Genomic DNA, 26779 nt, shown 5'->3' with positions numbered 1-26779 from the left:
AAGGATAATAAAAATATGAAAACAAAATTTATATTTGTGACAGGTGGAGTTGTAAGCGGACTTGGTAAAGGGGTTTGCGCAGCTTCAATAGGTTATTTATTAAAAAGTCGAGGATATTCAGTTTTTTCTATGAAACTTGACCCTTATTTAAATGTTAATCCTGGAATGATTTCACCAATTGAACATGGCGAAGTATTTGTTACTGATGACGGAACAGAAACTGATTTAGATTTAGGTTATTATGAAAGATTTATTGGCACAAATTTAACAAAAGATTCGTCTTTTACATCTGGTAAGTTATATCAAAATCTTTGAAAAAAAGAATCTGAAGGCATTTATAAAGGAAAAACTTTACAAATTATTCCTCATTTTACTAATGAAGTGCAAGAAGTAATATTAAATATTGAAAAAAAATATAATCCTGATTTTGCGATTATTGAAATTGGAGGTTCAGTTGGTGACTTAGAATCTAATCCATTTTTTTATAGTATTGCTCAACTTAATTATTTATATCCTAATAATATGTTTTTTGTTCACATATCATTTGTTCCCTTTTTAGAAGTTAGCAAAGAATATAAAAGTAAACCAACTCAACATTCAATTGAAAAATTAAGAAGTTTAGGTATTAATCCAAATATAGTCATTTTAAGATCACATAATTTTGTTACTCAGGAAATAATTAATAAAATATCAAAAATATCATTTTTGAATATAGAAAATATATTTAATGTTCCTGATATTGATATAGTTTATAAAATTCCTTTATATTTAGAAGAAAAAAATATTGTCAAAATAATTACAAATCATTTTAATTTAAAAAATCATAATGCTAATTTAAATAGTTGACATAATTTTGTTAAAAATATTGAAAATGAAGATAAACAAAACATCAATATTGCAATGTGTGGCAAATATGCCTCATTTGAAGATTCATATAAATCAATTAAAGAAGCATTAATGATTGCTGCGGGATATGAAAAAGTTAATGTTAATTTTATTTGAATTGATTTATTAAAGCTTACTCCCAAAGAAATCATTGAAATTTTAAAATCTAATAATATAAATGGAATAGTAGTTTTACCTGGTAAAGAATATACAGGTTGAGATAATGAAGCATTGATCGCAAACTATGGAAGAAAAAATAATATTCCAACACTTGGAATTTGCTGAGGATTTCAAGCAATGGTCATTGATTGTTTAAAAGAAAATAATCCAAATATTGAAAGTATTGAATTTATTAAACAAACTAAAATTAAAAATCCTCTATTTATTACAGAAAAAGTACAAAAATATAATGAAATTGATTTTAATGTTCGAATTGGACAAAGAAAAATAAAATTAAATAATAATACTTTGATTAATAAAATATATGATGCAAAAGAAATATTTGAAAGACATAAACATAAATTTTGCATTCCTTATCATTTAGTTAAACAATACGAAAATAATAATATTATTTTTAGTTCACTAAGTGAAAATGGAAAAATTGTTGAATCATTTGAAATTAAAGATCATCCGTTTTACCTAGGAGTTCAATTTCACCCTGAATATAATGTAAAAGTATTAGCACCAGGTAATTTATTTAGAACATTTTTAAAATCAACAAAACAAATAATAAAGATAAACAATAAGGAAAAATAATGGAAGAAAATAAAGATTATAAAAATACACTATTAATGCCTCAAACTGATTTTTCAATGAAGGCAAATTTAGTTGAAAAACAAAAACAATATCAAGAAAAATGAGAAAAACAAAATTTATATGAAAAACTTTTGAAAAGAAATTCAAATAATAAACCATTTATTTTGCATGATGGTCCTCCCTATGCTAATGGTGATATTCACGTCGGTCATGCTTTAAATAAAATTTTAAAAGACATTATTGTTAGATTCAGAACTATGCAAGGATATTTTTCGCCATATGTTCCAGGCTGGGACACGCATGGACTTCCGATTGAACATAAAATGCTTTTAGAGGCTAAAAAACTTGCAAAAGATTTTTCAATTATTGAACTTCGTAAAGAAGCAGAAAAATATGCTTTAAGTCAAGTTAAACGTCAAACAGAACAATTTAAACAATTATCTTTATTATGCAATTTTAAAGAAAAATATATTACACTTGATAAAAATATGGAAACATATCAACTAAAATTGTTTCAAAAAATGGTTAAAGAAGGACTCATATATCGTGATTTAAAACCCGTTTATTGATCTCCTTCATCACAATCAGCATTAGCAGAAGCAGAGGTTGAATATAGTGAACATGTTTCACCAGCAATAATAGTTGCTTTTAAACTTGCATCATCAAATAAGTATTTATCAGACAAAGATTATGTTTTAATTTGAACAACTACTCCATGAACATTAATTGCCAATGCAGCAGTTGCTATTTCACCAAAGTTTAAATATACAATAATCAAATATGAAAACAAAAAATATGTTTGTTGTTCTTCATTAATTTCAAAATTAGTAGAAGATGCTAAATTAGAAAATTATGAAATTATTAATGAAATAAATGGAAAAGATTTATTAAATCTTACTTATTTTAGTCCAATTAATAAAAATATATGCCCAATTGTTGAGGGCCATCATGTTACCGATGATAATGGAACGGGTATGGTTCATATTGCACCATTATTTGGTGAAGATGACTTTATTATTGGAAATAAATATAACCTTAATAAAATAATGCATATTAATGATGATGGAACTATTAACGATAAAGGATTGGAATATAAAGGTTTGTTTTATGATGATGCTAATCCTAAAATTGGACAATATCTTCAAAGTATTAATCAATTAATTTCATTTAAACGTCTAAAACATCAATACCCGCATGATTGAAGAACACATCTTCCAATTATGTATCGAGCAACACCACAATGATTTGTGTCATTAAAACCAATTAAAGATAAATTAAAAAATGCTCTTTTAAATGTTAAAACATATAATGATTGAAGCAAAAAGCGTTTAGCATTAATGCTTGATAATCGTGATACATGATGCATTTCTAGACAAAGAAAATGAGGTGTTCCAATTATTGTTTTTTATGATAAAGATAAAAAACCTATTTTCAATGATGAAATTTTTGACCATGTTATTTCCTTAGTTGAAAAATTTGGAACTAATATATGATATGAAAAAACTGCAGATGAACTTTTGCCAAATAAATATAAAAATAAAGGATATGTTAAAGAACTTGACATAATGGATGTTTGATTTGATTCAGGATCAACGTCTTTAAGTGTAAAACCGGGTAATATTGAAGCTCCTTTTGATTTATATCTAGAGGGAAGCGATCAATATCGTGGATGATTTAATAGTTCATTAATTAATTCTGTTGCTTGAAGAAATAAATCACCATTTAAATCATTATTATCACATGGTTTTGTTTTAGATGGTAAAGGCAATAAAATGTCTAAGTCAAAAGGTAATGTTATAGCTCCACTTGATATAGTTAATAAATATGGTTCTGATATATTAAGATTATGAGTTGCTAATTCAGAATATACAAGCGATGTTTCAATTGATGATAAAATCATTTTACAAAACATTGAAATATATCGTAAAATTCGTAACACAATTAAATTTATGCTCGGTGCATTAAACGATTATGAACACCAAGAAATAAAACTTACATCGATTCATTCATTAATGAATGAAAGAATTAATAATTTAGAATCAAATCTATTAGATTTTTATGAAGAATATAAATTTTTAAACATTATTAAAGAAATTAATAATTTTATTATTGATTTTAGTGGTTATTATATTTCAATCACAAAAGATATTCTTTATTTAAATAAAGCAAATGATTTTGAACGTAAACAAATTCAATATATATTTTATAAATTAATATTAGTGTTGCTAAAAGCATTAGCCCCAATTTTACCAACTACATCCGAAGAAATATACGAACATTTTACTTGTAAAAATAAACTTAGCTCTGTCCATATGCTTTCATTTTTAGAAAAAAATCAAAAATCAAATCAAGAAGAATTAAAATGAAAAGAATTTTTTATTTTAAAAGATGAAATATATCGTCTTATTGAAGAAAAAATTAAATTACAAGAAATAAAACGTCAAAATGAAGCATTAGTATATATAAAAACCAATTCTAATTTTATTAAATCATTAGACTTAGTTAAATTATTAATGGTTGCAAAAGTTGAGTTTGCAAATGAAACAAAAGTTATTAAACTTCCAAATTCATATAAATGTTTAAGATGTTGAAATCATTTTGAACCTGATGAATTCGATCAAGAACTTGAAATATGTAAACGTTGCAAAGAGGTTATTAATGACAAATTGAAATAATTCAAGAAAAAGACTAAAAATATTTACTAAAGAATTTTGAAAAGAATATAAATGACAAGACATTTTAATTAATTTATTAATTTATTTTGCTGTTTTTTCTTCTTTATTATTAATTGATTTATTAACTAAGTGAGGATTATATATAGGTGATAAACCTAATGAAATAATTGCTAATTATAAAATACTTGGTATTCGTTCATTATTGCATAGAGGCACTACTCTTGAAATTGGTTTAACTTTACATGGGCTTCACATAATAACTTTTTTAATTATTATTTCAACAATATTATTTTCTGCTTTAGCTAAGAAAAAATATTATCGTTGATGAATTGCAGGACTTGCAACTATTGCTGCAGGCTCAATGGGCAATATGGTTGATAGATTTATTTTTAAAGGTGTTAGGGATGTGTTTTTTCTACCATTTGCCGATTTAGGAACATTTAATTTTGCCGATGTATGCATTATTTTTGGTTCAATTGGTTTTGTTGTTTCAGCAGTTACTTTTTCATTAATTGAAATATACAAAGAAAAAAGAAAGAAATCCATTTCAGAAGATTTTGAAAATGAATTAGATGAAAATGAGAATAATGAAAGTGCCGAAACCAAAAAAAATGTTGAAACAAATGATCAAATTAAACCTAATACATATAATAATAGTGAGATTAATGAAGAAAAACCAATATCTAAATAATAATATATACTAGATTAAAAACCCAAACAAAAATTAGAATCATAATTATGTTATGGTTTTTTTATTTATTAATATTCATAATTAACTTTTTTAACCTTTATAGAATAACGAATAAGTTTTTTTGAATTAGATAAGATGTTATAATCTATTTAAATTTAAAATAAACAATATGCAAAAGAAAAAAATTATTTTAACAATTTTTGATGAATTTTATCAAATAAAATCAGAAGAGAAAAATACTTTTAAAAAAGCATTTCATCCAATTTTTGATTATTTATTTAACATGTGTCCTAATAGTTTATTAAAAATGAATAATAATGTTAAATTAACTAATGAGTTAATTAAACATATCAAAAATTTATGTCCAAATAAAAATATAATGTTAGTTAATAATAATTTCTCACCTAATCCTAAAACATCTATTAGACAAATAACTAAAGAATTAATGTTAAATGTTGATCGAATTGATTTTGGAATTATTAATTATCCAATTTTTACTAATAATAACAATTCAAAAGAATCAATCAAAATTATTGAACTTTTAGACGAACAATTAGAAATAATTTTAAATTATGTTATTGCTCATCAAGATGAAATAACTTGATTTATCATTATTAATCATAAAAATAAAAATTCAAATTTTAATAATTTAGATAATTTAATTACTTTTATTTCTACTGATAAAATAATAAGTTTGAAAGACGGAAAAAGTGAAGATATTATTCCAACTATTTTAGATTATTTAGATATTTTAAAACCTAAAGAAATGAAAGGCAATTCTTTAATTCTAAAAAAAGAATAAATTAAAAGCACTACTTAATAGCGCTTTTAAGCTAGAAAGTAATATGAAGTGCAACACTATGTGCTTCATATTTTATTTTATCTTTTTTCAAAAATTCATGTATTAAAAAAAGTAAAAAAATATGTTAAAAATAAACACATAGTGTTTTTAAATTAAATATTAATAATTATTCAAAAATCTTATTGTAAGTTTCAATTAAATTTTCCTTGTAATATTCTAATGAAGAATTTCAGTTCAATATTTTTCTACGTTTATAATTAATTTCTAATGTCACTTCTTTAATGTATTCAGGATCAATTTCATCAAAATTAGTTCCTTTAGGAAAATATCTTCTAAATAAACCGTTTCAATTTTCATTGCTTCCCTTTTGCCAAGATGCATATTTGTCTGTAAAATATATGCATATATCAAATTTATAAGCTAATAACCCTAATTTTCTAAATTCAAATCCATTATCAGTTGTAATTGATCTAACAGGAATATTGTTGGAACCTATAAGTTTAGAAAGAATTCTATTTAAATTATCTGGATGTTTTCCCTTTATCATTGCTGTATAGCAAAATCTAGTTTTTCGTTCAACAAATGTAATGATATGATATGCCCCACGAACATTTCTGCCACAAATAAGATCTAATTCTCAATGACCAAACTCAGATCTATCATTAATTTCTTGTGGACGAGTTCAAATTGGCTTTACATATTTAGCGCCAACTAGTCTATCAATTATATTTGTATTTGCTCTTTTTCCGCCCTTTTTATAATATCTTCGCAATAATTCTTTCCGTTGTATAGCCCATTTTCCTGAATTTATCCAATTAAAAATTGTTTTAAGCGAAGGGATAGGGTAATTAAAATTATTTTTAATATAAAAATAAGTATTTTCAACCATTCATTTTTTACCATCATATAATGCTACAAATTGATTGGTAAAATCTTCATATTTTTCATATATATGACGATCTCAAAAATAAAACTTGTGTTTATGCCTAGTCATAGCTTTTTTATCAGCTATTTCAGGATTGTATTCTAAATTAAAGCAATCAAAATTCCTTTTGATTTCTCGTGATATTGTTGAAGGACTTTTTTTAATTTCTTTAGATATTTTCCTAATTGAGTAATTTTTACTTAAATATTCTTTTATTAGAATTCTATTGGTATAATTTAAATGATTATAATTATTAATCATGAGTAACCGCCTTCTGAAGCAAAATGGTTGCTCTTTTTTTATATAAAAATGCAACTCTATAAATTATCTCATAGTGTTGCACTTGATATTACAATGTAGCAAGCACTACTTAATAGCGCTTTTAATTGATTAAATTAGAATCTTAATGATAAACAGCTTAAACCACCATCTAATTTTTTGTATTCTGAAGTGTCACAAGTAATTACTCTATAGATTCCTAAATCTTGAATTTTTTTCAATACATTTGGATATCCATAAGGAACAATTACAGTTTCATTAACTCAAATGCAATTTGCTGCATAAGCTTCAGATTTATCAACAACAATTTGATTAAAGTTTTTGAAAATTGGATAGTTTAAGAATTCACCTGAAATTAATAAATTATTATGTTCTAAATAATTTACACCTGTTTTTAAATGAAGCATTTCAGTCATAGGTACTGGAATACATTTTTTGTTTACTTTAGCTAAAATATTGAAAAATTGTCTAATTCCTTCACGATTTGTTCTTTCTGACATTCCAACAAAATATGTATCACCAACCATCATAACATCTCCACCATCTAATGTACCTGGTGCTTCTATTTTAAACAAATGTTTTTCATCAAAGAATTTTTCAAGGTATGGAAGCATTTCGACTTTTTCACCATTTCTTGTTTTTGCGCCTGGATTTGTTAAGATAGCAATTTCACCTGTTACAATAACGGCGGTATCTTCAACAAAACATGAATCTGGGAATTTTTCATTTTTAGGACATATAGTAACATTTACTCCACAACTTTTTAATGCTTCTACATATTTAGCATGTTGTTCTAATGCTAATTCATAAATAGGTTTTCCAAGTTCGGGAGCTGATGTAATACCATCAACCATTGAACTAGCTGGGGTCTTAACAATAACATTTTTAAATTTATCTTTTAAAGATTCCATATTTCTCGCTTTCATATTTTTTGAGTGATATTTATATAAATATAAATATAACTCATCCCTATTATATGCTAACAAAATTAAAATAAATAGTCATTTTGCAAATAATTGCTAAATTACCATAAATTATGAATAATAGGAATTTAATTTTGTTTATTAATTTTTTGACTTTGTTATATTCCCATTTTTTTATGCAATTTTTATATATAATATAAATAATTTTAACCTAGTAAATATTAGTTTTAATTGGATTAATTTGGAGAAAACACTATGAAAAAACAAAAGATTATTTTAACTGTTATTGATGGATTGGGCCTTAGAAAAGAAATGCAAGGAAATGCATTTGCTTTAGCAAATCATCCCACTTTTGATTATTTATTTAATAATTATCCTAATAGCATTATTAAGGCATCTGGTGAATTTGTAGGATTACCTAAAGGACAAATAGGAAATAGTGAAGTTGGACATTTAAATATTGGTGCCGGAAGAATTGTTTATACAGGTTTATCATTAATTAATAAAGCAATTGAGGAAGACACATTTAAAGATAATGTTGCAATTCTTGAAGCAATAAATGATGTTAAAGACAATAATGCAACTTTACATTTAATGGGCCTTTTAAGTAATGGTGGTGTGCATTCATACGATAAACATTTATTTGAAATCATCAAAATGGCGCATGCTAATGGCCTTAAAAATGTAAGCATTCATATTTTTGGAGATGGACGTGATGTTAAACCTCAATCTATAAAAAATTCATTAGATCCATTAATTGAACTAACTAATAAATACGGTTATAAAATTTCATCTATTGCAGGAAGATTTTATGCAATGGATCGTGATAAGATTTTTGAACGTAATCAACTTGCTTATGATGCAATAATAGGAAAATCAAAAAACATAATTAGTGATATTAGCGAATATATCGAAAAACAATATGAACAAAAAATCTATGATGAATTTTTTATTCCTGCTCAAGTTAAAGATGGCAATTTTATAAAAAATAATGATTCAATTATATTTTTTAATTTTAGACCTGATCGTGCTAGACAATTAAGTCATATGTTTATTGGTTCAAATTTATACGATTACCACCCGAAAGAAAAAGTTAAAATATCTAAATTTGTTTCATTAATGAAATATGAGGGAATAGATTCATTAATAGCTTTTAAAGAAATGGAAGTTAATAATTCTCTTGGGGAAATGATTGCCAATAATAATTTAAAACAATTACGTTTGGCAGAAACCCAAAAATATGCACATGTAACTTTTTTTATGGATGGAGGAATTGAAATTCTTTACAAAAATGAAGAAAGAATTTTGGTTGATAGTATTAAGGCTAATTCTTTTGCAGATTTTCCACAAATGTCTGCAAAAGAAATAACTAATAAATTATTAGAAAAAATTAATGATTTTGATTTTGTCATTATGAATTATGCTAATCCTGATATGGTAGGACATACAGGTAATTTAAAAGCAACAATTAAAGCAATAGAATTTCTTGATGCGCAATTTAAACGTATTATTGATTATGTTGAGAAAAATCAAAATGTTACTTGATTTATAACAGCAGATCATGGTAATGCTGAAATAACTGAGGATGAAAATGGCAAACCTGCTACAAAACATACAACAAGTCCTGTGATGTTAATTATTACTGATAAAAATGTTAAAGTTAGCGATGGTATACTTGCAGATATTGCTCCAACCATTTTAGACTATATGAACATTAAAAAACCAATTGAAATGACCGGTAAGTCATTACTAATAAAATAATTTAATGAGATAACATGGAAAAAAATGAAGTATATATAGATTTTGAAGCAATAACAAATCCTTTTGCTAGATTATTAAATTTACCTAGCGGAACACCTTACGCTTACACTATTGGACTTTTAAGTGATAAAAATCAATATGAAACTAAAACATTTATCATTAATTTTGCAATGCATAATAGTTTATCCTCAATTTGAGTAATACTTAAGAAATTTATTATTGCTGATATTACAAAAATTAATAGTAGATTAAACTTAAAAGATATAGTTTTTGTTGGCCATAATCCTGTTTTGGAAACGAAATGTATTAAAAAAATATTTCCAAATAATGAAATTAAACCACTTATTGCTAATCAAACTGTTTCTTTATCTAAATTAACTGGCAAAACATTTTTTAATAATTATTTTCCAAAAATCAAGAAAATATTACTGGAAAAATCAAAAGAATATCCTTTGTTTTTACAATTAATAGAAAAAAATGGCGCTATTGCATCTTTTGCAGGGTATTGGCTTTATACCAATAGCTTAACTAATTTGCGTAGTAATGATAAAAAACGAAAATTTTATATTGATTTGGATAAAAAATTACTATTAAAAGAATTAAAAAATTATTCTAAGGATGATGTTAATAAAATGTTATATGTTATTGAACTTGAAAAGAATAATTTAGATCTTCTAATTAAAGAAGTTAACCAGAAGAAAGAATTTTTAAAAATTTTAAAATCACTAAATATTAACGATAATTTAACAATTAAGGAAATAAAAGAAAAAATTTGATCACTTTAAGTTATATAAGGGAGGAATAATGAATAGTGTAAGCACAAAAGTAAAAGCAAAAAATTGATTAAAAAAATTATTTCCCCAAACTAAACTTGATTGAAAAATGTATTTTATCAAAACATTACCAATTATATTTGGAGAAATATTATTTTGTGTCAATGGATTTCTTGATAATTTTATGGTAAGTCATATTCCATATGGAATTGACGGGTTAACATTTGCAAACACCTGAACAGGAATTATTTTTACAATCTTTTTTGCAATTCAAGGTATTGTTGCTATGTTTGTTGGTCAATATTATGGTAAAGGCGAATATGACAAAGTTCGTCAAGTTATGAATATCCGTGTTTGAATTTATCTTTTTATTGTTATTTTCTTTTGTCTTCCCGCTTGAATTAATCCAACTGCTATGATTAAAGCAGCAGGAGGGAAAAATATTAGCCTAGAAGTTATTAAAATAGCTAATAATTATTTATTATTAATAACAATATCTTGAGTTCTAAATGCATATGTGTTTAATACAAACATGCTCCTAAATGAAGTTGGACATTCAAATTTTGCTTTAATTAGTTCAATTTTATCTTTACTTTCAAATGCTTCAATTAACGCAATATTTCTATATGGTTTTAAAAAACCCGCTTATTATGCTGCAATAGGTTCAATTATTAGTACACTTGTTTGTACAATTAGCGACCTCTCTTTTGCATTTTCAAAAGATCGTAAAATATTTTTAAACCCTTTTGGTTTATTTCATATTTCTCGTCCAATTGCAAAACAAATATTTAAACGAATTCCTTCGATGCTTTTAATGATAACTGCTATGGGAACTTTACCAATAAGAACGTTAATATGAGCACGTTCTTTTCCTGAAAATAGTATTGGAAAAAAATGAATGGGAATTAGTGGCATTACAATTTTAGGTTTAGTTGAAAGTTTATCATCAATTGCTTCTGCGGTAACAAGTGCATGTTCTAGCAATGTTTCATATTTTGTTGCTTCAAAATTGGGAACTAATGAATATGAAGAAGCTGAAAAACATGCATATGCCTTAAAAGGATTTCATACGCTTTGTGGAATAATACTTTCAGTACTTATGATTGGAATTGTATATTCAATTGCTTATTCATCATTAACTAGTGGCGGAATTTCACAAAACGTTGAAAATTATTTCAAAGATAAAAACAATTTAGATGCAATAAATAAAGAATTTAGTAATCCTGAAATAAATGCAAGTTTTATTCAAACAAGAATTAATGAAGCAAAACTTGTTTTTAGAAATAACTTTTTATATTCGTGTTTTACTTTTATTGTTATTAATCCTTTATGATGCTGATTTTATACTGTTGCAGCCTTAATTAGAGCGGGTGGTAAGCCTATGGTTTCATCAATAACAACACTAGTTGCTAATATATTATCATTTATTTGATTAATAGTAATTGGTTTTGTTTTTGTAAAAAATTATCCTTTAACATTTAATCTACCTTTGTCATATTTTCTGTTTTATTTATTTGACTTTGTAAGACTTATAATATTTGAAATTGTTCTTTATAAATTTAATTGAAAGCAAAATATTACTTTAGAAACACAAACTTCAAAAAACAGAAAATACGACTAACGTTTAATTATTAAATAATAAAAAATTATTTTTATATTTTTTGATTAAAAAACATAATATATAATTAGAATAACATTTTATTATTGGAGTATAAATTCATGTTAACATCAAAAGAAATTCGACAAAAATGATTAGATTTTTTTAAATCAAAAGGACATTTAGTAGTTCCTTCAAAATCTTTAATTCCTGTAAATGATCCATCTTTATTATGAATAAATTCAGGAGTTGCAACATTAAAAGACTATTTTAGTGGTAAAAAAATTCCTCCTTCAAAAAGGATTACAAATTCGCAAAAATCAATTAGAACAAATGATATTGATAATGTTGGTTTAACTGCAAGACATCATACATTTTTTGAAATGCTTGGTAATTTTTCAATTGGTGACTATTTCAAAAAAGAAGCAATCGCATTTGGATATGAATTTATTTTTGATGTTTTAAAATTTGAAAAATCAAAGATATATATAACTTATTATTCAGAAGATAAAGAGACATATAATTATTGAATCGAAAACGGAATTGAAAAAGATCATTTAATTAAAGGAACAAGAGACACAAATTTCTGAGATGTGGGGCAAGGACCATGTGGACCTGATACTGAAATATTTTATGATCGTGGTAAAAAATATGATTCACGCGGAATCGAACTTTTAATAAATGATATTGAAAATGATCGTTACATTGAAATTTGAAATATTGTTTTCTCACAATTTAACAATGATGGAGAAAACAATTATACCGATTTAGTTACTAAAAATATTGATACAGGTGCCGGTCTTGAAAGAATAACTTCAATTATGCAAGATGCTCCTACTAATTTTGATACTGATTTATTTTTGCCAATTATTCATGCTGTTGAAAAATTAACTAAACATAAATATGATATAAATAATTATTTTAAAAAAGAATTAGTTCAAGCGAAAATTAACGTTTCATTTAAAATAATTGCTGACCATATTCGTGCTTCTGTTAATGCAATTAATGATGGTGTTTTACCTTCAAATATTGGTCGTGGTTATATTATTAGACGTTTAATTAGACGTGCTTACCGTAATGGAATTTCTTTAGGCATCAAAGAAAAATCATTTTTATATAAACTAACAAAAGTTGTAAAAGATTCCTTAATTTATGATATTGATACAAAACATGTTAGTGAAGTAATTAAAACCGAAGAAGAATTATTTGCTAAAACAATAAAAGAAGGCGAAAAATTAATTGAATCAGAAATTAAAAAAACTGGCATGTTAACTGTTGAGTCAGCTTTTAAAATGTTTGATACTTATGGATTTCCAATCGAATTAACAAAAGAAATTATTGTTGAAAAAGGAATTAAGCAATCATGAACCGAAGAAGAATATGATTCTTTTGTTAAAAAACATCAAGAAGATTCTAAAAATATTGCTAATAAAGAAGCAATGGCTAAAGTTATTAATTCTTTATCCTTAATTCCTAATTTAGTTTCAGAATTTATTGGTTATGATTATTTAAAATCAAAATCAAATATTTTATATTTACTTAATGACCAAAAGCAAATTACTAAAACTAATAATCAAAATGACTATGCATATGTAGTTTTAGACAAAACACCTTTTTATGCAACTAGTGGTGGACAAAATCATGATTTTGGTTATATGGTTCAAGGCAATAATCGTATTGAAGTATTAGATATCTTCAAAGATAAATATTGAAATCATATTCATTTAGTTAAAGGTAAAATTGATGCAACAAAGCCGATAGAATGTTATGTTGATGAAGAAAAAAGAAAAGGCTTTGCTCGGGGACATTCTTCAACACATTTAATGTATTCAGCTTTAAGAAAAATATATCCAAATGAAAAAATTGAACAACTTGGTTCTAATATTACACCTGAACATTTTACATTTGACTTTGGAATTGATAAAAAACCTTCAAAACAAGAAATTTACGAAATTGAACAATTAATGCGCCATTATATTTCAATGGCTTCAAAGCGTCATTATATTATTACAAGTATTAAAAAAGCACAAGAAATGGGTGCTTGAATGACTATTGAAGAAAGTGAATATCATGATGCAAACAAAGTAAGAGTTGTTAAATTTGATGATATAACTTTAGATTTGTGCGGCGGAACCCATGTTGAAAATAGTTCTTTAATTGAAAATTTTAAAATTATATCTGTGGATTCAAAAGGAACCGCTATTTATCGTTTAAGAGCAATAACTTCTAATAAAAGTGTTAATGAATATTTAGATAATGAAATTATTAAATATCAAAAATTACTAAAATCATTAATTGCTAAAAACCAAGAATTTGATAAAGCATATAATAAAGAATTAAAACTTAAAAATCTAAAGACAATTTCTGATAAAGAAGAAATGTTAACTTATTATGAAAAACTTGAAGAAGAAATTAGAAATGATTATAAAACCTTTTTAAAAGAGCAACAAAACCAACAAATTGATTTGGATAAGTATCAATTTGAACAAAATAAAAATTTAATAAAATTATTTATTTTATTTGAAAATGAACCTTCTTATTTAAAAAAAGTTTGTGTTCAACTTAGAGAAAAATATGTTGACTCATTAATTATTGGGTTAAGTAAAAATAAAAATAATTATTTTTTAATTGTCGCCTCTAAATTGTATGATTCAAAAAAAATATTTGATAAATTGTCAAAATCATTAAATGGCAAAGGTGGAGGCAATAATATTATTTGCCAAGGTTCAATTAATTCCTCACTTGAAGAAAGCGAACTGAAACAAAAAATTATTGAAATAACTAATGCGTAAACTTGCACTTGATCTTGGTATTAAAACTTGTGGTTTTGCAATTTCAGATTTCAATTGTATAATTGCAAAAGGATTGGAAAATTATAACTTTCCAACAAAAAAATTTTCAGAAGTAATTAATAGAATTAAGTGATATATTTATGATAGTGAATATAAAAATGAAATTGATGAAATTATTTTAGGATATCCATTAAGAATGGATTTATCTAAAAGTGAACGAACAATAATGGTTGAAAATTTTCAAAAAATGTTGCAAAGAGAAGTTGATTTAAAAATAACTTTTCAAGATGAAAGACAAAGCACAATTAACGCTGAAAAAATTTTAAAATTAGCTAATTATTCAAAAACTAGAAGAAAAACAAAAAAAGATTCATTAGCAGCTCAATTAATTTTAGAAGACTATTTAAGGAAATATTATGAAAAATAGAAGTGATATATATAATGACAACAATAAATTGATTCTTCAAGTTCAAGATTTTGAATCAGATGCTTATATTATTTTTACTTTTGAAGAAAACAAAGATAATTATGCAGTGATAACAGATGGTGTTGAAATTATTTGGTTATTAAAAAAAGTTGAATCTACAAAAGATAACTATATAAAATATATGCTTACATCTGAAAAAGAATTTAATATTTTTCTTAACGAGATAAGAGAATATATTATTAATAATCAAATTTTAGCAATTGATAATAAAACAAGTTTAGCTCAAATTTTAGATGAACAAATCAATGAAATGCATGAAGAGGATTTGAAAAATGAAAATTAATTCATCCATTTTTAGTTCTTCAAACAAAATATTAAATAATAATGCTCGAATAGGGCTTGCTATTTCTGCAGGAATAGCAATTTTTATCGCCATTATTGGGTTAATAATTACTTTAATTTATAAAAGAAAATTAAAAAATAAATATATAAGCCCTGACGAAGAAATTGAAATTGAAAAACTTAAAATTAAAAATCCTAATTATGGAATAATTTTGGATGGTATTAAAAAATTTTATAATGATTATTCATCTGATTTTTTAGTTGCTTTTTTAGTCAATACAATATATTTAAATGATTATAAAAATATATATATTAATGACGATGACGATTATTTGGCAATTTCTTGTGCAAATTTATGTATATCATCAAAAACATTTTTAGAACCTTCAAATAAATTTGAACCTAAATATATGCAAATTAAATCTGAAAATCTAGAAAAAATTAATAATTTAAGTTCATATGAATTATTAAACAAAAACACTTTAGATTCTAAAAAAATGTTTGATTATGATATTTATATAATAATGAATCAAGCATTAAGTTTTAAAGAAACACTAGAAAAATATGTTTCATCTTTAAATGATAAAAAAATGTTAATTATTTCTTATCAAAATTTAAAAGACATAATTAATGAAAAAGAATATTTAAAAAACAATAATATCAAGTATGAAACAATAAATTTTGATAATAAAAATGTTATACTTTTAGCAAAAGAGAATTTAAAATCTAAATTTATTAACAACAAAGAAGAAGGATTGTAATGGCTTTAAAATCATCAAAGGAAAAAATATATTTAACAAAAGAAAGTTTTCAACAATATAAAGATAGACTAAAATTTTTGCAAGAAGTAGCTCGTCCTCAAGTGATTGAAGAAATTAAAGAAGCAAGAGGTCAAGGAGATTTATCTGAAAATGCTGAATATGATTCAGCTAGAGACAAACAAGCAGCTATTGAAAATGAAATTAATGAAATTCAACATATTTTAGATAATTATGAAATAATTAAATCAACAAATACTAATGTTGTTAAAATTGGATCTAAAGTACAAATAATTTCATTAACAAATGATAATATTCAAGAAGTTACTATTGTAGGTTCATTGGACGCAGATCCATTTTCAGGGAAAATTTCTAATACATCTGCTTTAGCTAAAGCTTTATTAGACAAAGAAGTTAACTCAATTATTGAAGTAGAAGCTCCTAAAAAATATAAAGTAAAAATTTTATCAATTAAATAATTTAAATAAAAATAACTAAAATATATAAATAATATTGTAAATATTCAATTGTAGAAGTATGATTGAATTTTTTATTCTTTTTTACTATTTATATATAAATATATAAATAAATAATAATGATTTAGCATTTTTTTCTTCAAAAATTTTTTTTAATAAAAAATAATTTACAAAAATAAAAACAAATAGTTTTTTTGTATTAAAATAATCATGTTATTTTCAATAAATTTAGAATTATAAAAGAAACGAATTTTGTTATTTTGAATGTTAAATATTAATGTTAAAAAAATAAAAATAAATTTTTCTAAATAATTTTTAAAATGTGTATAATAACAAATGCTTGTTTTTTAAATTTATGTAATTTCAAGCAGTAATAGTTCTTTGAAAACTGGGTACGAATACCATTAACGTCAATTTATAAAAAATAATTTAACAAGACAAATTTTAAGAGTTTGATCCTGGCTCAGGATGAACGCTGGCTGTGTGCCTAATACATGCATGTCGAGCGGAAGTAGCAATACTTTAGCGGCGAATGGGTGAGTAACACGTGCTTAATCTACCTTTTAGATTGGAATACCTAATGGAAACATTGGTTAATGCCGGATACGCATGAAATCGCATGATTTCGTTGTGAAAGGAGCTTTTGCTTCACTAAAAGATGAGGGTGCGGAACATTAGCTAGTTGGTGAGGTAATGGCCCACCAAGGCTATGATGTTTAGCCGGGTCGAGAGACTGAACGGCCACATTGGGACTGAGATACGGCCCAAACTCCTACGGGAGGCAGCAGTAGGGAATATTCCACAATGAGCGAAAGCTTGATGGAGCGACACAGCGTGCACGATGAAGGCCCTCGGGTTGTAAAGTGCTGTTGCAAGGGAAGAACACTTAGTTGAGGAAATGCAACTAAGCTGACGGTACCTTGTTAGAAAGCGATGGCTAACTATGTGCCAGCAGCCGCGGTAATACATAGGTCGCAAGCGTTATCCGGAATTATTGGGCGTAAAGCGTTCGTAGGCTGTTTATTAAGTCTGGAGTCAAATCCCAGGGCTCAACCCTGGCTCGCTTTGGATACTGGTAAACTAGAGTTGGATAGAGGTAAGCGGAATTCCATGTGAAGCGGTGAAATGCGTAGATATATGGAAGAACACCAAAGGCGAAGGCAGCTTACTGGGTCTATACTGACGCTGAGGGACGAAAGCGTGGGGAGCAAACAGGATTAGATACCCTGGTAGTCCACGCCGTAAACGATGATCATTAGTCGGTGGGAGCCACTGACGCAGCTAACGCATTAAATGATCCGCCTGAGTAGTATGCTCGCAAGAGTGAAACTTAAAGGAATTGACGGGGACCCGCACAAGCGGTGGAGCATGTGGTTTAATTTGAAGATACGCGGAGAACCTTACCCACTCTTGACATCCTTTGCAAAGCTATAGAGATATAGTGGAGGTTAACAGAGTGACAGATGGTGCATGGTTGTCGTCAGCTCGTGTCGTGAGATGTTTGGTCAAGTCCTGCAACGAGCGCAACCCCTATCTTTAGTTACTAACGAGTCATGTCGAGGACTCTAGAGATACTGCCTGGGTAACTGGGAGGAAGGTGGGGATGACGTCAAATCATCATGCCTCTTACGAGTGGGGCAACACACGTGCTACAATGGTCGGTACAAAGAGACGCAATACGGTGACGTGGAGCAAATCTCAAAAAGCCGATCTCAGTTCGGATTGAAGTCTGCAATTCGACTTCATGAAGTCGGAATCGCTAGTAATCGCAGATCAGCTATGCTGCGGTGAATACGTTCTCGGGTCTTGTACACACCGCCCGTCACACCATGGGAGCTGGTAATACCCAAAGTCGGTTTGCTAACCTCGGAGGCGACTGCCTAAGGTAGGACTGGTGACTGGGGTGAAGTCGTAACAAGGTATCCCTACGAGAACGTGGGGATGGATCACCTCCTTTCTACGGAGTACAATTGAAGTTATCCATACTTCATGACTAAAGTTAATGGAATTATGTTCGTATCCAGTTTTGAGAGAATTATTCTCTCTTTTTGTTCTTTGAAAACTGAATTAGACATTGAAAAATTATCAAATTAATATTTCAAAGTTTAGATCAACCTATAGAATATTCTAAAACATATATACGACAACAATAGGTCATACATATTTAACTATTAAATAAGCAAGAGTTTTTGGTGGATGCCTTGGGTCTAGAAGTCGAAGAAGGACGTGATTACCTGCGATAAGCCTCGTTTAGTTGGAAATAAACATTGAGACGGGGATTTCCGAATGGGGAAACCTAATTGAGCTAATCCTCAATTATCATAGTCAGTGAATACATAGCTGAATGAAGAGACACGTTGTGAATTGAAACATCTCAGTAACAACAGGAAAAGAAAATAAAGAATGATTCCCTAAGTAGTGGCGAGCGAACGGGGAAAAGCCCAAACTAGCATTTGTTGCTAGGGTTGTAGGACTACTTATATAAAGTTACAAAATTTACATATAGCAGAATAAGTTGGAATGCTTAAACATAGAGGGTGAAATTCCCGTAAGTGAAATGTGTAAAACTTTTAGTAGTATCCTGAGTAGGGCGGGGCACGTGAAACCCTGTCTGAATCTGCCGGGACCACCCGGTAAGGCTAAATACTAACTAGACACCGATAGTGAACAAGTACCGTGAGGGAAAGGTGAAAAGAACCCCGGGAGGGGAGTGAAATAGATTCTGAAACCAATTACTTACAATTAGTCAGAGCCCGTTAATGGGTGATGGCGTACATCTTGCAGAATGGACCGGCGAGTTATGTCAACATGCGAGGTTAAGTGGATTAAAGCGAAGCCGTAGAGAAATCGAGTCTTAATAGGGCGCTTTAGTATGTTGATATAGACCCGAAACCAGGTGATCTACCCATGAGCAGGTTGAAACTTAGGTAACACTAAGTGGAGGACCGAACCGTAGTACGCTAAAAAGTGCCCGGATGACTTGTGGGTAGGGGTGAAATTCCAATCGAACTTGGAGATAGCTGGTTCTCCTCGAAATAGCTTTAGGGCTAGCGTGTAATGTTAAGTGATGGGGGTAGAGCACTGAATATGGAATGGCGGCGCCTAGCCGTACTGACTATAATCAAACTCCGAATACTATCATGTACTATTATGCAGTCGGTACATCGGTGATAACGTCGATGCACGCGAGGGAAACAACCCAGATCGTCAGCTAAGGTCCCAAAATTGTGTTAAGTGAGAAAGGTTGTGAAGTTTCTTAAACAGCTAGGATGTTGGCTCAGAAGCAGCCACCGTTTAAAGAGTGCGTAATAGCTCACTAGTCGAGAGACTTTGTGCCGATAATTCAACGGGACTAAAACACAATACCGAAGCTACGGGCATGTAAATGCGTTAGAGGAGCGTTCTAAGGGCATTGAAGCTAGACTGTAAAGACTAGTGGAGCGCTTAGAAGTGAGAATGCCGGTATGAGTAACGATTCAAAGTGAGAATCTTTGACGCCTATTGGGGAAGGTTTCCTGGGCAAGGTTCGTCCACCCAGGGTTAGTCGGGTCCTAAGACGAGGCCGAAAGGCGTAGCCGATGGACAACAGGTTAATATTCCTGTACTTTCTTGAATGTGATGGAGTGACGGGGGAGGATAGTTTTACCACTTATTGGATTGTGGGGTAAGTAAAGACTGGGTGATGTTGGCAAATCCGCATCACATTAACCGGAACATACGATGCATAGTGAAAGGGCAACCAAGTAGCGAATTAAATGATTTCATACCTCTTAAAAAAGCTTCTAGCTATAAATTCTGTGAAACCCGTACCGAGAACGGACACACGTCCCCAAGATGAGTATTCTAAGGCGAGCGAGAAAACCAATGTCAAGGAACTCTGCAAATTCATCCCGTAAGTTCGCAAGAAGGGATGCCCATAGTAACATATGGGCCGCAGTGAATAGTAAGGGGGAACTGTTTATCAAAAACACAGCTCTATGCTAAGTCGTAAGACGATGTATATGGGGTGACTCCTGCCCAGTGCCCGAAGGTTAAGCAAAGGTGTTAGCGTATGCGAAGCATTGATGTGAAGCCCGGGTGAACGGCGGCCGTAACTATAACGGTCCTAAGGTAGCGAAATTCCTTGTCGGCTAAATACTGACCTGCACGAAAGGAGTAATTATCTCTTAACTGTCTCGACATTGGACTCGGTGAAATTATGGTTGCGGCGAAGACGCCGCATACCCGCATCTAGACGAAAAGACCCCGTGGAGCTTTACTATAACTTCATATTGGAGTTTGAATTAACTTGTGTAGGATAGGTGGGAGACTTTGAAGCAAGGACGCTAGTTCTTGTGGAGTCATCGTTGAAATACCACCCTTGTTACTTTGAACTTCTAACTTGTTACCATCATCTGGTAAGAGGACAGTGTGTGGTGGGTAGTTTGACTGGGGCGGTCGCCTCCCAAAAGGTAACGGAGGCGTTCAAAGTTACACTCAGTACGGTCAGAAACCGTATTTAAGAGCATAAAGGTAGAAGTGTGATTGACTGTGAGACTTACAAGTCGAGCAGGTGCGAAAGCAGGACTTAGTGATCCGGCGGTTCTTCGTGGAAAGGCCGTCGCTCAACGGATAAAAGCTACCCCGGGGATAACAGGCTTATCTTTCCCAAGAGATCACATCGACGGGAAGGTTTGGCACCTCGATGTCGGCTCATCGCATCCTGGAGCTGGAGTCGGTTCCAAGGGTTCGCCTGTTCGGCGATTAAAGCGGTACGCGAGCTGGGTTCAAAACGTCGTGAGACAGTTTGGTTCCTATCTGATGTGGGCGTTGGAATATTGATGAGAGCTGTCCTTAGTACGAGAGGACCAGGATGGACAAACCGATGGTGTTCCAGTTGTTCTGCCAAGAGCATAGCTGGGTAGCCAAGTTTGGCACGGATAACCGCTGAAGGCATCTAAGCGGGAAGCCTCCTCAAAGATTAATATTCCCATTAAATTCCTTATAGACTATGAGGTCGATAGGCCAGAGGTGTAAGTGCAGTAATGCATTCAGCTGACTGGTACTAATAAATTGAGAGATTTAATAGTGATTCTATAGAAGTAATTTAAATTAACTAGTCTAATTCAGTTTTCAGAGAACAATATAACTAAACTTCTTTATAGAAGTTTTTTTATTTATTTTTATATATATATGTTATAATTGCAACGCAATATATGAAGATAGTAACTGCACGTAAATGCTTAATTTGTTACCGAGTATGTATACTTTTTTTATTTGTTGCATTTTATTGAAAATAATATAGGAGGTCGCATGAGTGCTTTAAGAGAAGCTAAAAATTTAGTTGTTAAAGAAATTACAAATCATCTTAAAGAATCTAAAGCATTAGTAGTAGTTAACTGTCAATCTTTAACTGTTGTTAATTTACAAAAAATTAGACAAGAATTAGCTACTAAAGGTGTTGTGTTTAAAATGTATAAAAATAGATTATTTAAACATGCAGCATCTGCTTTAAAATTTGATGACTTAAACAAATATTTAGTTGGTCAAAATATATTTGCATTTGCAAAACAAGATGATTTAGTTGCAGCTAAAACATTAGTTAACTTTCAAAAAGAATTCCCTGCAATAAAATTAGTTGCTGGAATTTATGAAAATAAAGTAGTTTGTTCAAAATCACTTGAAGAAATTGCAAAACTTCCTTCATATGAAGAATCACTTATGATTCTTGGTTCATCACTTATTAGCCCAATTAGAAGTTTAACAATTGGTTTAAATATGTTAGTTGAGCAAGGAAAAATTAAATCAGAATAATAAAAATACATAAACATAAGGAGAATATTATGGCAAAATTAACAAAAGCAGATTTTATTGCTGCATTAAAAGAAATGAATATTAAAGAAGTTATGGAACTTGTTAATGGATTAAAAGAAGAATTTGGAATAGATCCAACAGCAGTAGCAGCAGCTCCTGCAGCACAAGCTCCTGCAGCTGAAGAAAAATCAACATTTAATATTATGCTTAAATCAGATGGTGGAAATAAACTTGGTGTTATTAAAGCTGTTAAAGATTTATTAGGTTTAGGCTTAATGGAAGCTAAAAAACTTGTTGAATCAGCTCCATCTCTATTAAAAGAAAATGTTAAAAAAGAAGAAGCTGAAGCTATTAAAGCTAAATTAGTTGAAGCTAAAGCAGAAGTAACACTTGAATAATTTACATTTTAACAGGCTTTAAAAATTAAAGCCGGTTTTTGTTTTTTATTAATGCGTACATATGCATGCATATGTATATCACCTTTTTTAAAAACTGAATAAAAAATCATAAAAATAAATGAGGTACATATATGGTACAAAAATCAAAATATGAAGTAAGAAAATTTGGTCCAATTACTGAAAGGCGTGATTATTCAATTTCTCAAAAGAAATTTGAAACACCAGATTTTTTAGAAATGCAAAGAATATCTGTTGAAAAATTTCTTAAGAAAGATATTGAATTAGAACTTAGAAGTATTTATCCAATTGAAGTAAATAATAAAGTTAGAATTGATTATTTACATAATACTGCACATTTTGATATTCCTAAAAAAACTGAATTTGAATGCATTAAAGAAGCTAAACAAAAAGGTTCAAGTTATGTAGGAAAATTAAAAGCAAAATTAAGACAAACAAATATCAACACTGGTGAAGTTCATGAAGATGAAGTTGTGTTTGCAGAAATTCCCATTATGACATATGGTGGATCTTTTGTAATAAACGGATCTGAAAAAGTTATCGTTTCACAATTAATTAGATCAACAGGTGTATATTTTGGAGTTGGTGTTAGAAATAAACAAGCAAATGACTTGTTTAATAAAGTTGAAATTATCCCTCAATTAGGTTCATGAGTTGAAATTTATCATAAAGTAACATCATCAACACATGATTCAGTAAAAATAACTATTGACAAAAACAAATCATTTTATCTAACTATTTTCTTAAAAGCTTTGGGCTTTACAAAAACAGGAATTTATGAAATGTTTGGAAGACCTGAAGAACTAAAGGAAACATTTAAAAAAGATAAAATTTATAGTGAAAATACTGAAGAAATAACTAAAGAAGCTCAGGAAGCAATTTATCGTTTAATTAGAAAAGGCGATCGAATGACACCTGAAGGAGTTAGAAATTTAATTCCTTTAACATTATTTAACGAAAAAAGATATAACTTAACTCAAACAGGACGTTTTACTCTTAACCGTAAATTGAATGTTATTGAAAGGATTTTAAACTCATATTTAGCTGATGATATTCGTTCATCTCGTGGTGAAATTTTATACGAGAAAAATACTTTTATTACTTTAGACATAGCTAAGAAAATTCATGAAGAAATCAAAAGTGGTATTATTCCAATGTGAAGATTACCAGATATTGATCCATCAGTATATGGAAATCAATTAGAAGTTGAAGGCAATGAAAAATTAGGTACGAGATTATTTGTTCCTGCAATTTGAATATACCCAACCGAAAATGATATGAATAATGATCATAAAGTTTTAGTATTGGGAAATGATCCAACATCTACAGAAAACTTTTTATTAATTCCTGATATTGTTGCAACAATATCATATTACTTTAACTTATTAGAAAAAGTCGGAGTTGATGATGACCCTGACTCTTTAATAAACAAAAGAATTGTTACAATTGGAGAACTATTACAAAATCAATTTAAAGTAGGACTTTTAAAACTTGAAAAAAATACTCGTGAAAGAATTGCTGCTAAAGAAATTGATAAAATTACACCTAAAAATGTAACTAATAATAAACCAATATTCAATCAATTTAAATCATTTTTTAATACATCAAAATTATCACAATTTATGGATCAATGCAATCCTTTAGCTGAAATATCAAACAAGAGAAGAATTACATCACTTGGACCACGTGGTTTAAATCGGGATACTGCTCAATTTGAAGTTCGTGACGTTCATCCTACTCATTATGGAAGAATATGTCCTATTGAAACTCCTGAAGGACCAAACATTGGACTTATCCTAAATTTAGCATCTTTTGCTAAAATTGACCAATATGGGTTCATTCAAACTCCATATTTTAAAGTTAAAAACAAAAAAGTTGATTTTTCAACTCCTATATATTTAACTGCAATTGAAGAAATGGGTGCCACAATAACTCAATCAACCGTTAAAATAGTTAATGATGAAATTATTGATGAATATGTAATGGCTAGACGTGATAATGAATATGTTGAAGTATTAGCTTCAGAAGTTGATTATATTGGTGTTTCAAACCGTCAAATGACTTCTATTGCCGCTTCAGCAATTCCATTTTTAGAAAACGATGATGCCAACCGTGCATTAATGGGTTCAAATATGCAACGTCAAGCAGTTCCTGTTATTAAAACCGAAGCACCTTTAGTTGCAACCGGTGTTGAAGCTGATATTGCTAAATATTCCTCAACTAATATTCGTTCAAATATTGATGGAACTGTTACTTATGTCGATGCAAACCAAATTAAAGTGATGCCTCTAACAGGAAAAAAAGTTGAAACATATAATTTAAGAACATTTGAACGGTCAAATCAAGGGACTTTAATTCATCAAAAACCATTAGTTAATATTGGTGATGAAATTAAAAAGGGCGATTTATTAGTTGATGGTCCTTCAATGAATAATGGTGAACTTGCACTAGGAAAAAATATTCTTGTCGGATTTTCAACTTGAAACGGTTATAACTATGAAGATGCTGTTATTTTGTCAGAAAGACTAGTTAAAGATGATGTTTATACATCAATTCATATTGAAGAACAAACAATTCAATTTAGACATTCAAAAGCTGGTGATGATGAATTAACTGCTAATATTCCTAATGCATCTAATTTTTCAAAAAGATTTTTAAATGAAAATGGTATTGTAAGAATTGGATCAGAAGTTGCAGCAGGTGATATTTTAGTAGGAAGAACTTCACCAAAAGGTGAAGAAAACCCAACACCTGAAGAAAAACTTATGGCTGCTATATTTGGCCAAAAATCATCTTCAAGCAAAGATACTTCTTTAAAAGTAAAGCATGGTCATAATGGAACTGTTGTTGCTGTTGAAGTATTAAGTCGTGAACAAGGCGATCAATTAGAAGATGGTATTGAAAAAATTGTTAAAGTATCTATTGCTCAAAAACGTAAAATTAAAGTTGGCGATAAAATGGCTGGCCGTCATGGTAATAAAGGTGTTGTTTCAATTGTTTTACCAGTTGAAGACATGCCATATCTTGAAGACGGAACTCCACTTGATATGGTTTTAAACCCACAAGGTGTACCTTCACGTATGAATATTGGTCAAGTGCTTGAATTACATTTAGGACTTGCTGCTAAAAAACTAGGCGTTAAATTTGTAACCCCAGTATTTGATGGAATTACTCATAATCAAATTAAGGAAATTCTTCAAGAAGCAAAAATTGATCCTAGCGGTAAATCTGTAGTATATAGTGGTCAAACTGGTGAAAAATTTGATCACCCTATTTCAGTTGGAATTATGTATATGTTAAAACTTTATCATATGGTTGATGATAAAATGCATGCTCGTTCAGTTGGACCATATTCATTAATTACTCAACAACCATTAGGTGGTAAATCACAAAATGGTGGACAAAGATTTGGTGAAATGGAAACTTGAGCTATTGAATCATATGGTGCAAGTAACGTTTTACAAGAATTACTTACATATAAATCGGATAACATTGTTGGAAGAAACTTACTATATAATGCTTTAGCTAAGGGAACAAAACTTCCAAAACCAGGTATGCCTGAATCATTTAATGTATTAGCTTATGAATTAAGAGGACTTTCCATTAAATTAGAAGCGCATGAAAAAAATGAAAATGGTGAATATGATGAAATCGACAATCGTGTTGATACTAAATACTATCAAGAAATTGAAGGAAGTGGGGAATAAT

Annotated in this window: 17 protein-coding genes and 2 rRNA genes; 17 read left to right on the top strand and 2 right to left on the bottom strand. The window is 28.8% G+C overall.

Features of this window, described 5'->3' with window-relative positions; genetic code table 4:
• Positions 1 to 15 precede the first annotated feature (15 nt).
• The 4 genes from LQ356_RS02990 (at position 16) to LQ356_RS02975 (ending at position 5809) form a co-directional block, all read left to right on the top strand.
• Complete coding sequence (locus LQ356_RS02990; protein ID WP_405311411.1) at positions 16 to 1641, top strand: CTP synthase; 1626 nt, start codon at positions 16 to 18, stop codon at positions 1639 to 1641.
• Positions 1641 to 4316 carry an isoleucine--tRNA ligase gene (gene ileS / locus LQ356_RS02985; protein WP_405311409.1) on the top strand — a complete coding sequence of 892 codons (2676 nt, stop codon included), beginning with the start codon at positions 1641 to 1643 and terminating at the stop codon, positions 4314 to 4316. Before LQ356_RS02990 ends, ileS begins: the two co-directional genes overlap by 1 nt.
• Entirely contained in the window at positions 4300 to 5007 is a 708-nt protein-coding gene (locus LQ356_RS02980; RefSeq protein WP_405311408.1) for a signal peptidase II, read from the top strand. Before ileS ends, LQ356_RS02980 begins: the two co-directional genes overlap by 17 nt.
• A gap of 169 nt (positions 5008 to 5176) precedes the next feature.
• Complete coding sequence (locus LQ356_RS02975) at positions 5177 to 5809, top strand: hypothetical protein (protein ID WP_405311406.1); 633 nt, start codon at positions 5177 to 5179, stop codon at positions 5807 to 5809.
• Positions 5810 to 5975: 166 nt separating this feature from the next.
• On the opposite strand, the gene LQ356_RS02970 is transcribed toward LQ356_RS02975, so the two are convergent.
• Positions 5976 to 6995 carry an IS30 family transposase gene (locus tag LQ356_RS02970; RefSeq protein ID WP_405311318.1) on the bottom strand — a complete coding sequence of 340 codons (1020 nt, stop codon included), beginning with the start codon at positions 6993 to 6995 and terminating at the stop codon, positions 5976 to 5978.
• Positions 6996 to 7129: 134 nt separating this feature from the next.
• A complete protein-coding gene (locus tag LQ356_RS02965) occupies positions 7130 to 7939 on the bottom strand; it encodes a dimethylarginine dimethylaminohydrolase family protein (protein WP_405311404.1) in 810 nt (269 codons plus the stop codon).
• A gap of 252 nt (positions 7940 to 8191) precedes the next feature.
• Here LQ356_RS02965 and gpmI point away from each other — a divergent pair, with 252 nt between their 5' ends.
• The 13 genes from gpmI (at position 8192) to LQ356_RS02900 (ending at position 26778) form a co-directional block, all read left to right on the top strand.
• Entirely contained in the window at positions 8192 to 9697 is a 1506-nt protein-coding gene (gene gpmI / locus LQ356_RS02960; protein WP_405311402.1) for a 2,3-bisphosphoglycerate-independent phosphoglycerate mutase, read from the top strand.
• A gap of 14 nt (positions 9698 to 9711) precedes the next feature.
• On the top strand, positions 9712 to 10482 hold the full coding sequence (locus tag LQ356_RS02955) for a DUF2779 domain-containing protein (protein ID WP_405311401.1): 771 nt from the start codon (positions 9712 to 9714) through the stop codon (positions 10480 to 10482).
• 19 nt (positions 10483 to 10501) lie between these two features.
• On the top strand, positions 10502 to 12091 hold the full coding sequence (locus LQ356_RS02950) for an MATE family efflux transporter (protein ID WP_405311400.1): 1590 nt from the start codon (positions 10502 to 10504) through the stop codon (positions 12089 to 12091).
• A gap of 98 nt (positions 12092 to 12189) precedes the next feature.
• The gene (gene alaS, locus LQ356_RS02945) at positions 12190 to 14859 is read left to right on the top strand and encodes an alanine--tRNA ligase (protein WP_405311399.1); all 2670 of its coding nucleotides are present in this window, start codon (positions 12190 to 12192) and stop codon (positions 14857 to 14859) included.
• Complete coding sequence (gene ruvX, locus LQ356_RS02940; protein WP_405311397.1) at positions 14852 to 15286, top strand: Holliday junction resolvase RuvX; 435 nt, start codon at positions 14852 to 14854, stop codon at positions 15284 to 15286. Before alaS ends, ruvX begins: the two co-directional genes overlap by 8 nt.
• Positions 15276 to 15629: a hypothetical protein gene (locus LQ356_RS02935; RefSeq protein ID WP_405311396.1), complete on the top strand. Its 354-nt coding sequence runs from the start codon at positions 15276 to 15278 to the stop codon at positions 15627 to 15629. Before ruvX ends, LQ356_RS02935 begins: the two co-directional genes overlap by 11 nt.
• Positions 15619 to 16389, top strand: a complete 771-nt coding sequence (locus tag LQ356_RS02930; RefSeq protein ID WP_405311394.1) for a BC85_0335 family putative methyltransferase — start codon at positions 15619 to 15621, stop codon at positions 16387 to 16389. Before LQ356_RS02935 ends, LQ356_RS02930 begins: the two co-directional genes overlap by 11 nt.
• Positions 16389 to 16865 (top strand): transcription elongation factor GreA, encoded by a 477-nt coding sequence (greA, locus tag LQ356_RS02925; RefSeq protein WP_405311393.1) that lies wholly within the window; start codon positions 16389 to 16391, stop codon positions 16863 to 16865. The genes LQ356_RS02930 and greA overlap by 1 nt, the downstream gene beginning before the upstream one ends.
• Positions 16866 to 17302: 437 nt before the next feature.
• Positions 17303 to 18819 (top strand): 16S ribosomal RNA (locus LQ356_RS02920).
• Between the two features lie 212 nt (positions 18820 to 19031).
• A 23S ribosomal RNA gene (locus tag LQ356_RS02915) occupies positions 19032 to 21931 on the top strand.
• Together the 16S and 23S rRNA genes form the textbook arrangement of a ribosomal RNA operon.
• A 223-nt stretch (positions 21932 to 22154) precedes the next feature.
• Entirely contained in the window at positions 22155 to 22655 is a 501-nt protein-coding gene (rplJ, locus tag LQ356_RS02910) for a 50S ribosomal protein L10 (RefSeq protein WP_405311391.1), read from the top strand.
• Positions 22656 to 22684: 29 nt separating this feature from the next.
• Positions 22685 to 23053, top strand: a complete 369-nt coding sequence (rplL, locus tag LQ356_RS02905; RefSeq protein ID WP_405311390.1) for a 50S ribosomal protein L7/L12 — start codon at positions 22685 to 22687, stop codon at positions 23051 to 23053.
• Between the two features lie 131 nt (positions 23054 to 23184).
• Positions 23185 to 26778 (top strand): DNA-directed RNA polymerase subunit beta, encoded by a 3594-nt coding sequence (locus LQ356_RS02900; protein WP_405311389.1) that lies wholly within the window; start codon positions 23185 to 23187, stop codon positions 26776 to 26778.
• The last annotated feature ends 1 nt before the right edge of the window (position 26779 follow it).

This window comes from Metamycoplasma faucium (assembly GCF_045160055.1).
GTDB classification, from domain to species: Bacteria; Bacillota_I; Bacilli_A; order Mycoplasmatales; family Metamycoplasmataceae; genus Metamycoplasma; species Metamycoplasma faucium.
Note: the sequence above shows the minus strand (reverse complement) of the source record. Positions and strands in the feature narration are given on the sequence as shown.